At 35.2% G+C, this 9,352-nt stretch carries 10 protein-coding genes; all 10 read left to right on the top strand.

The window, feature by feature from the left end; translation table 11 throughout:
- Positions 1-202: 202 nt before the first annotated feature.
- The 10 genes from rpmH (at position 203) to H8704_RS13525 (ending at position 9,335) form a co-directional block, all read left to right on the top strand.
- A complete protein-coding gene (gene rpmH, locus H8704_RS13570) occupies positions 203-337 on the top strand; it encodes a 50S ribosomal protein L34 (RefSeq protein ID WP_022465985.1) in 135 nt (44 codons plus the stop codon).
- Positions 338-398: 61 nt separating this feature from the next.
- Complete coding sequence (gene rnpA / locus H8704_RS13565; RefSeq protein ID WP_330606028.1) at positions 399-731, top strand: ribonuclease P protein component; 333 nt, start codon at positions 399-401, stop codon at positions 729-731.
- A gap of 5 nt (positions 732-736) precedes the next feature.
- Positions 737-949 (top strand): membrane protein insertion efficiency factor YidD, encoded by a 213-nt coding sequence (gene yidD, locus H8704_RS13560; RefSeq protein WP_022465983.1) that lies wholly within the window; start codon positions 737-739, stop codon positions 947-949.
- A 59-nt stretch (positions 950-1,008) separates the two neighbouring features.
- Positions 1,009-2,298 (top strand): YidC/Oxa1 family membrane protein insertase, encoded by a 1,290-nt coding sequence (locus H8704_RS13555; RefSeq protein ID WP_249298611.1) that lies wholly within the window; start codon positions 1,009-1,011, stop codon positions 2,296-2,298.
- 19 nt (positions 2,299-2,317) lie between these two features.
- Positions 2,318-3,121, top strand: a complete 804-nt coding sequence (gene jag, locus H8704_RS13550) for an RNA-binding cell elongation regulator Jag/EloR (protein WP_118679974.1) — start codon at positions 2,318-2,320, stop codon at positions 3,119-3,121.
- A 131-nt stretch (positions 3,122-3,252) separates the two neighbouring features.
- Positions 3,253-4,674, top strand: coding sequence for a tRNA uridine-5-carboxymethylaminomethyl(34) synthesis GTPase MnmE (gene mnmE, locus H8704_RS13545; RefSeq protein ID WP_249298610.1), 1,422 nt, complete (start codon positions 3,253-3,255; stop codon positions 4,672-4,674).
- 27 nt (positions 4,675-4,701) lie between these two features.
- The gene (gene mnmG, locus H8704_RS13540; RefSeq protein ID WP_249298609.1) at positions 4,702-6,579 is read left to right on the top strand and encodes a tRNA uridine-5-carboxymethylaminomethyl(34) synthesis enzyme MnmG; all 1,878 of its coding nucleotides are present in this window, start codon (positions 4,702-4,704) and stop codon (positions 6,577-6,579) included.
- A gap of 62 nt (positions 6,580-6,641) precedes the next feature.
- Positions 6,642-7,352, top strand: a complete 711-nt coding sequence (rsmG, locus tag H8704_RS13535; protein ID WP_249298608.1) for a 16S rRNA (guanine(527)-N(7))-methyltransferase RsmG — start codon at positions 6,642-6,644, stop codon at positions 7,350-7,352.
- A gap of 281 nt (positions 7,353-7,633) precedes the next feature.
- Positions 7,634-8,404, top strand: coding sequence for a ParA family protein (locus H8704_RS13530; protein ID WP_249298607.1), 771 nt, complete (start codon positions 7,634-7,636; stop codon positions 8,402-8,404).
- Between the two features lie 40 nt (positions 8,405-8,444).
- Positions 8,445-9,335 (top strand): ParB/RepB/Spo0J family partition protein, encoded by an 891-nt coding sequence (locus tag H8704_RS13525; RefSeq protein ID WP_249298606.1) that lies wholly within the window; start codon positions 8,445-8,447, stop codon positions 9,333-9,335.
- Positions 9,336-9,352 lie beyond the last annotated feature (17 nt).

Below are 9,352 nucleotides of genomic sequence, written 5' to 3'. Positions count from 1 at the left end.
TGTTTATAATTTTTTGAAAAATTGTAAGGTGTGGATAAGTGAAGAAATGAATATCCACATATCCCCAAGGGGGATTTTGAATTGAATTTCTGGTGGAATATCCGTAAAATATGAAAATTAGGGCTTGACTATTCCAAAATGACATAATATAATATGTGATACATGTGATTTTATGTAATACAGATCAAGGAGGTGTATTGTAATGAAGATGACATTCCAGCCTAAGAAGAAATCCAGAGCTAGAGTTCATGGTTTCAGAAAGAGAATGCGGACTGCAAACGGCAGAAAAGTTATTATGAGCAGAAGAGCAAAGGGAAGACATAAATTATCCGCATAGGTCGCAGTTATGTGACCTTTTCTTCTATTTATAAAGTGCTACTTTATAAGAGGGACATATCGTGTTTCAAAAAATTAGAAAGAATATTGAATTTTTGAATGTGTATCGCCATGGAAAGTCCTATGCCAATAAGTATTTGGTAATGTATGTTCTCAGTAATAAACTCGATGAGAACAGATTTGGAATCACAGTTAGTAAAAAAGTTGGAAATAGTGTGGTAAGGCATAGGATAACCAGGCTGATCAGAGAATGTATCAGATTACAGGAAAGTAATATTTTGACAGAATATGATATCGTTATTGTAGCTAGGAAGGCTGCGAAGGATAAAAAATATCAGGATATAGAGAGTGCCTTCTTAAATTTGTGTAAAAGGCAGAATATTTTAAAGAGATAACAATAATGAAACGTGGTTTGATTTTTATTATACATTTATATCAGAAATTTATCTCTCCTCTGAAGGGAAGACCAACTTGCATTTATACGCCTACTTGTTCACAGTATGCGGTAGAAGCTTTAGAAAAGTATGGTTTTTTCAAGGGGAGTTTTTTAGCTGTAAAACGAATTTTACGATGCCATCCCTTTGCAAAAGGTGGTTATGATCCTGTACCATAGTGATTAGAGTAATTTTTAGTGTATGTGACTTTGAATAACTTGCCCGGGAGGACTGAATAATGATGAGTGTTTTTTTGACAACTTACCAGGGAGCGATTTTAGGACCAATTGCACGTTTGCTTGGTTATATATTACAGGGATTATATTCCGTATTGTCTGTAGTAGGTATTGAGAATACCGGTATCTGCATGATCTTGTTTACATTTATTGTAAATGCGCTTATGATCCCAATGCAGATTAAGCAGCAGAAATTTGCAAAGATGTCATCGGTAATGAATCCGGAATTGATGGCAATTCAGGCAAAATACAAAAATAAAAAGGATCAGGAATCACAGCAGAAAATGTCTCTTGAGACACAGGCTGTTTATCAGAAATATGGAGTAAGTCCGGTGAGTGGATGTCTTCCAATGTTGATCACTCTTCCTATTTTATTTGCATTGTATCGTGTTATTTACAATATTCCGGCATATGTGCCACAGGTTTATGATATTTATGATGGACTTGCAAAAGTACTTCAGGAGGCTGGAGTTACTGTAAGCCAGCTTGCAGACAAAAGCTATATATCAAATCCTACTTATGTAGTAACACAGGCAGTAAAGGCAGCAAAATCAGATGCCGGTAATATTAATTATTATATTGATGTATTATCTCAGTTTAATTCCAGTGGATGGGATGTATTGATCAAAAATCATCCGGATCTGAGTGAGGTCATTACAAAAACGGCACATCAGGCGCGGAATATTAATTATTTCCTGGGCTTGAATATTGCAGATACACCTAAAATTAAGTCGGTTAGTGTAATTATTCCGATTCTTTCTATCGTGACACAGTATATCAGCACAAAGCTGAGTATGGCAGGAACACAGCAGCAGACTGCAAATTCAGACAATCCAATGGGACAGTCAATGCAGACAATGAATACGGTAATGCCATTCATGACAGGTTTTATGTGTCTGATGTTTCCGATTGGTGTAGGTATTTACTGGATTGCCGGTAATGTGTTCCGTATTTTCCAGCAGTTGTGTATTAATCTGTATTTTAGTAAAATAAATATGGATGATTTGATCAAAGAAAATGTAGATAAGGCCAAAAAGAAATACGAAAAAATGGGCATGGATCCGTCTGTTTTGGACAAGGCTGCAAAGACCAGAACAAGCAATATCAATACAAATGTGGCACAGAAACAGAAGCAGACAAGTACGGCTGGTAATGCAGCAAAGAAAAACAGCAGCATTAGTGATAAAGCTAGAAAGAGTAGTACAAAGGACATTAAGAAGTCCAAAAACTCAAATTATAAAGAAGGAAGTATTGCAGCATATGCCAATATGCTGAATCGTGATGATAAATAAAAATAAGGAGGAATTGGTCATGTCAGAGTGGAAAGAGTTTTCTGCAAAAACAGTAGAAGAAGCATTAAATATTGCTTTGGTTGAGTTGGAAACAACAAGAGAAAATGTAGAATATGAAGTTATTGAAAAAGAAAGTTCAGGAATTCTTGGCTTATTTAGCAAGCCGGCAATTATCCGTGTATGTAAGAAGCTTACATTAGAAGATATTGCAATCGGATTTTTAAGCAAGATTTTTAAGGCAATGAATATTGAAGCTTCGATTGAAGTGACCATTAATGCAGAAGAAAATGTGATGAATATTGAATTTACAGGAGAAGATATGGGACCTCTGATCGGTAAGAGAGGTGCTACTCTTGATTCGTTGCAGTATCTCACAAGTCTCGTAGTAAACAAGGAGACAGATGGTTATATGAAGGTGAAGCTGGACACAGAAAATTATCGTGCCCGCAGAAAAGAAACATTGGAAAACCTCGCAAAGAATATTGCACATAAGGTAAAGAGAATTCATCGTCCTGTATTTTTGGAGCCAATGAATCCATATGAGAGAAGAATTATTCATTCTGCTTTACAGAATGATAAATATGTAGAGACTCATAGCGAGGGGGAGGAGCCTTATCGTAAGGTAGTCATTACATTGAAGCCGGGAGTAGATACCGGATATGAGAGAAGAGGTAAATATTCCTATGGTGGAGGACGTTCTTATAATAGAAACGGTGGTGGATATCGTAAGAAGAGATATAATGATTCTTATAAGAAGAGAGAATACAATATAAATTCCAATGAAGATGATTCAGGTGTTGAGGAAAGTACAACAGAGGAATAATAAATTGTTTTGGAAAGGGGCTGGATATCAGTCCCTTTTTGTTTTATCATAAAATAGAAAAATAATTATGTGTGATGAAGCTTTGTATCAGTGAGATTATTGATAGATTTCATAGAAGGAGAGAGGGTTCCATGCAAGAAGAGACGATTGCCGGAATTGCCAGTGGCATGGGAGGCGGAATTAGTATTATAAGAATTAGCGGAGAGAATGCTCTTCAGGTTGTAGGAAGCATTTTTCGTACCAAAAAATATCTTTCGAATCTGCAAAAGGAAGAGAAAAAAAATATAATCTGGAAAAGTGATTATTTCGAAAAAAAGGAAACACATACGGTACATTATGGATTTATAGTAAATGATCAGGAAGAAATTTTGGATGAAGTGATCGTTGTGTTAATGAAAGAACCAAATAGTTACACCAAAGAGGATGTTGTAGAAATTGATACTCATGGTGGAAATTATGTGGTGAAAAAAATATTGAATGAGCTGCTTCATCATGGAGCAAGACTGGCAGAACCGGGAGAATTTACAAAAAGAGCGTTTCTGAATGGAAGGATTGATCTGTCGCAGGCAGAGGCTGTGATGAAATTGATTTCATCACAAAATGATTTTTCATATCAGAGTGCATTGAACCAGTTAGAAGGAGAAGTGTCTCAATATATTGAAAAAATTCGCCAGGATATATTACATCAGTTGGGATATATTGAGGCGGCGCTGGATGATCCGGAGCACATCTCTTTGGATGGTTTTGCAGAACAGCTTCGGGAGATTATGATTGGTCATATACAAAAGTTAAATAAGCTGTTGTTAAATTTTGATGATGGAAGAATGAAATCGGAAGGAATCAATACAGTTATTGTTGGTAAACCAAACGCAGGAAAATCATCTTTGATGAATCTGATGCTGCAGCAGGAGAGAGCAATTGTAACAAATATTGCGGGAACAACCAGAGATGTTCTGGAGGAAAAAGTGGTTCTTGGTAATATTATATTAAATCTTATTGATACAGCAGGAATCCATGAGACAGAAGACATTGTAGAAAACATGGGTGTGGATAAGGCAGTGGATTATATTGAAAAGGCTGATTTTATTATTTATGTTATGGATGCCAGTGATAAATTAAATGAGGCGGATGAACAGATTATTCAATTACTTCAGGATAAAAAGGGAATAATTCTTTTTAATAAATCGGATCTGAATCTGGTATTGAATGAGAAAGAGATTAATTCAAGATTAAATTGGACGATTATTCCATTTTCTAATGAGACAAAGCAGGGACTGGAGCAGTTAAAAGAATATATTACAAATTCCTTTTTAAAAGGAGATATCCAATATAATGATCAGGTTTATATTACAAGTGTCCGTCATAAAAATGCGGTGGAGTCTGCAGTGCAAAGTCTGGAACAGGTAGTACAGACGATTGATGATGGGATGCCGGAAGATTTTTATACGATTGATATGATGGAAGCATATCAAAGTCTTGGCCTGATTAATGGTGAAACAGCTTCGGAAGATTTAGTAAATAAAATATTTTCTGATTTTTGTATGGGTAAGTAAAGCAGTGATATAGAAATGGAGTAAATTATGGACTATATATATAATAAATATGACGTGGTTGTAATTGGTGCCGGTCATGCCGGATGCGAGGCAGCATTAGCGGCTGCAAGACTTGGAATGCATACACTTGTATTTACAGTAAGTGTAGATAGTATTGCAATGATGCCATGTAATCCAAATATTGGAGGAACTTCGAAGGGGCATTTGGTTCGTGAAATTGATGCCCTTGGTGGTGAAATGGGGAAAAATATTGACAAAACATTTATTCAATCAAAAATGCTTAATACATCAAAAGGACCGGCAGTACATTCTCTCCGGGCACAGGCAGATAAAAAAGATTATAGCAGATCTATGCGTCGTGTATTGGAAAATACGGATAATCTGGTAATCAAGCAGGGAGAAGTAGCAGAGGTTTTAGTGGAAAATAATAAGGTGACAGGTGTAAGAACAACATCCAATGCAGTCTATCCATGCGATGCAGTGATCATGTGTACCGGAACATATCTTCAGGCGAGATGTATTTATGGTGATGTAAGCCAGTATACAGGACCAAATGGTTTGGCTGCTGCTAACGAATTGACGAAGCATTTGATGGAGCTTGGAATTGAGGTGCGTCGTTTCAAAACGGGAACCCCGGCTCGCGTAGATAAAAGAACGATTGATTTTTCAAAGATGGCAGAACAGACAGGGGATGAGAAAATTGTTCCATTCTCTTTTACAAATACACCGGAGGATTTAGAGAGAGAACAGGTTTCGTGCTGGTTGACATATACCAACAAAGAAACACACAAAATTATTATGGATAATATTGATCGGTCTCCATTATATTCCGGAAACATCAAGGGAACCGGTCCGAGATATTGTCCATCAATTGAGGATAAAGTGGTTCGGTTTGCAGATAAGGAAAGACATCAGGTATTTTTAGAGCCGGAAGGTAATTATACAAATGAAATGTACATTGGTGGTATGTCCAGTTCCTTGCCGGAGGATGTTCAGATTCGAATGTATCATACTGTGCCGGGATTAGAGCATGCTGAAATTGTCCGAAATGCTTATGCAATTGAGTATGATTGTATTAATCCATTACAGTTAAAGGCTTCATTAGAATTTAAAAAAATCTCCGGATTTTTCAGCGCAGGACAGGCAAATGGAAGTTCAGGATATGAGGAAGCTGCAGCACAGGGAATTATTGCAGGAATTAATGCTGCCAGAAAGGTTAAAGGATTGGAACCTTTGATTTTAAATCGTTCCCAGGCATATATTGGTGTTTTGATTGATGATCTGATTACAAAAGGAACAAATGAGCCATATCGTATGATGACATCAAGAGCAGAATATCGACTACTCCTTAGGCAGGATAACGCGGATCTACGTCTGACAGAAATTGGTCATAAGATAGGTTTGATTTCGGAAGAAAGATATGAGCACCTGATAGAAAAAAGAAAAATGATTCAGAAAGAAACAGATCGTCTTATGAATACGACAGTGGGAGCATCTGAAAAAGTACAGTCATTTTTGAAGAAGAATGATAGTACACCGTTACAGTCCGGATCTACTTTGGCTGAATTATTAAAACGACCGGAACTATCATATGATAAATTAGATGATATTGATGATGATCGACCTGATCTGCCGGCAGATGTTATGGAACAGGTAAATATCGAATTAAAATATGATGGATATATTAAAAGACAAATGCGTCAGGTAGAGCAGTTTAATAAATTGGAAAATAAAAAAATACCGGAAGATATTGATTATCACAAGGTATATAGCCTTCGTAAAGAAGCGGAACAAAAACTAAGTGAAATTCGTCCGGCGTCTGTTGGACAGGCATCAAGAATATCGGGAGTTTCACCCGCAGATATATCTGTACTTTTGGTTTATCTGGAAAGTGGACGAAAGTAAAAAATATGAAATTGGTATATTGATTAGTATACTTAACTTTTAAAAATGAATGGAGACTCTATATGAATGAAAAACTATACGAGCTTTGTAAAAATAATGAGATTGATTTATCTGAAAAACAGTTAGAACAATTTCAAATCTTTTATGATTATATGATTGAGATGAATCAGGTGATGAATCTGACATCAATTACAGAAGAAGATGAGGTGATATTAAAACATTTTTATGATAGCATGTCTATTGTAAAATATTTTGATTTTAAACCCGGCGAATATGTTATTGACGTTGGAACAGGAGCTGGATTTCCTGGAATTCCCCTAGCAATATTACTTCCAAAGGTACAGTTTACATTGATGGATTCTTTGAATAAAAGAATTGTATTTTTGCAAGATGTTGTGAAAAAGTGTGGTTTGAAGAATGTAGAATGTATTCACAGCAGAGCCGAAGAATTGGCTAAGAATGAAAAATATCGTGAAAAATACGATGTTTGCGTTTCAAGGGCTGTTGCAAATCTTTCTGTATTGTTGGAATATTGTATTCCATTTATAAAGAAAGGTGGAATGTTTATTTCTTATAAGTCTATTTCATCAGAAGAAGAGTTAAGTGATTCAAAAAATGCACAAAATAAATTGTGTTGTAAGTTGAAAAAAAATATTTCATTTGAATTACCGGATACAGATATTAGACGTAATTTTCTATTATTTGAAAAGTTTGATAATACGTCAAGCAAATATCCGAGAAATAATGGAATACCAAGAAAAAAACCTCTATAAAATAATTGTAAAAATCTTAAAATTCTAATTCCACTATGGAATGATGTGATAATCCGTGGTATAATAAATATTGTGATTAAAACAGAAATGTTTCACGTGAAACATTTCTGTTTTAGATATTGAAATAATATGAAAATGTTAATAATATGGTGAAGAACAATGAGAATTGCATTGCAATTCTTGGAGGGCAAAACGCTGGTTTGCCCTTTTTATCTTAGATATGTTTTATTGATGTTTCACGTGAAACATTCAACAAACAGAAAGGATAAGGATGAGAATTAATGGGTAGAGTAATAGCAATATCAAATCAGAAAGGTGGAGTAGGTAAAACAACTACTTCAATTAATCTTTCAGCCTGTCTCGCTGAAAAAGAAAAAAAGGTTTTAGTGATTGATATTGATCCACAGGGAAATACAACCAGTGGATTGGGATTAAATAAAGATGAATTGGATGCGACAGTCTATGATCTAATGATTAATTATACAGAAATATGGGATTGCATTAGTCCTTCTGTGGTAGAAGGGGTATCCGTTATTCCTTCAGATCGAGATTTGGCGGGAGCTGAGATTGAATTAGTCGGAATTAAAGAGAGAGAATATATTTTAAAGAAGGAAGTCGATAAAGTTAAAGATAAATACGATTTTGTTATTATTGATTGCCCACCTTCTCTTAGTATGTTGACAATTAATGCAATGACCACAGCAGATACCGTTCTTGTACCGATACAGTGTGAATATTATGCACTTGAAGGATTAAGTGAGTTGATACATACAATTAATCTGGTAAAAGACAGATTAAATGAAAATCTGGAGATAGAGGGTGTTGTTTTTACAATGTATGATGGAAGAACTTGTTTATCTATGGAAGTGGTGGAAAATGTAAAAGAAAATCTACACCAAAACGTATATAAAACGATTATTCCTAGAAATGTCAGATTGGCAGAGGCACCAAGCCATGGTTTGCCGATTAATATGTATGAGCCAAAATCTGCGGGGGCAGTAAGTTATCGAAATCTGGCAAAGGAAGTTATTGACCGATATAAAAAGAAATAGATTGATATAAAAAGTAATAAGGTAAAAGAAAGGAAAAAACATGGCAGCAAAAAGAGGATTAGGAAAAGGTATTGACGCGATGATATCGGGGGACGATACCAAAGCGAAGAAAGTAGTGAAAGAAATAATAAAAGAGGTAGATACGATAGATATTAATAAAATTGAGCCAAATAGTAATCAGCCTAGAAAAAATTTTAATGAAGATAAGATACATGAACTGGCAGAATCTATTAAACAGCATGGGCTGATCGAACCTTTAATTGTACAAAAAGGAAAAAAGGGTTTCTATACAATTATTGCCGGTGAAAGAAGATGGCGTGCTGCAAGAGAAGCAGGAGTAAAAGAGATTCCTGTTGTGGTAAAAGAATATAGTGATCAACAGGTTATGGAAATTGCATTGATTGAAAATATTCAGAGAGAAAATTTGAACGCTATTGAGGAAGCAGAAGCATACGAACGTCTGATAAAAGATTTTAATTTGAAACAGGACGAAGTAGCAGAGCGGGTATCAAAAAGTCGTGTGGCAATTACAAATTCTTTGCGTTTATTAAAGCTTGATCCAAGAGTTCGTGAAATGATTATTGAAGACAAAATTAAAAGTGGACATGCCAGAGCACTTCTTAGTGTAACTGATCAGGAAGAACAGTATCGGCTGGCTGTTATGATATTTGATAATTCCATGAGTGTTCGTGAAACAGAAAAGATGGTAAAAAAATATCTTGCAGATAAAGATAAACCAACGAAAGAAGTAAAGAAAAAAGATACACAGACGGAATTGATTTATAAAGATTATGAGGAAAAATTAAAAACAGTTATTGGAACAAAAGTAAATATCAATAATAAAGGAAAGGGAAAAGGAAAAATCGAAATTGAGTATTTTTCTCCTGAGGACTTGGAGCGGAGTAGTGGTAGGATGATGTCAATGAGATAGTAATAGACATATTTGAC

The sequence above is a fragment of the Jutongia huaianensis genome (genome assembly GCF_014384985.1).
Taxonomy (GTDB): domain Bacteria; phylum Bacillota; class Clostridia; order Lachnospirales; family Lachnospiraceae; genus Jutongia; species Jutongia huaianensis.
Note: the sequence above shows the minus strand (reverse complement) of the source record. Positions and strands in the feature narration are given on the sequence as shown.

What these genes read in the sequence shown, in the direction of transcription:
- rpmH (WP_022465985.1), top strand. Translation starts at nt 203, where the DNA reads ATGAAGATGACATTCCAGCCTAAGAAGAAATCCAGAGCTAGAGTTCAT.
- yidD (WP_022465983.1), top strand. Translation starts at nt 737, where the DNA reads ATGAAACGTGGTTTGATTTTTATTATACATTTATATCAGAAATTTATC.
- H8704_RS13555 (WP_249298611.1), top strand. Translation starts at nt 1,009, where the DNA reads ATGATGAGTGTTTTTTTGACAACTTACCAGGGAGCGATTTTAGGACCA.
- jag (WP_118679974.1), top strand. Translation starts at nt 2,318, where the DNA reads ATGTCAGAGTGGAAAGAGTTTTCTGCAAAAACAGTAGAAGAAGCATTA.
- mnmE (WP_249298610.1), top strand. Translation starts at nt 3,253, where the DNA reads ATGCAAGAAGAGACGATTGCCGGAATTGCCAGTGGCATGGGAGGCGGA.
- mnmG (WP_249298609.1), top strand. Translation starts at nt 4,702, where the DNA reads ATGGACTATATATATAATAAATATGACGTGGTTGTAATTGGTGCCGGT.
- rsmG (WP_249298608.1), top strand. Translation starts at nt 6,642, where the DNA reads ATGAATGAAAAACTATACGAGCTTTGTAAAAATAATGAGATTGATTTA.
- H8704_RS13530 (WP_249298607.1), top strand. Translation starts at nt 7,634, where the DNA reads ATGGGTAGAGTAATAGCAATATCAAATCAGAAAGGTGGAGTAGGTAAA.
- H8704_RS13525 (WP_249298606.1), top strand. Translation starts at nt 8,445, where the DNA reads ATGGCAGCAAAAAGAGGATTAGGAAAAGGTATTGACGCGATGATATCG.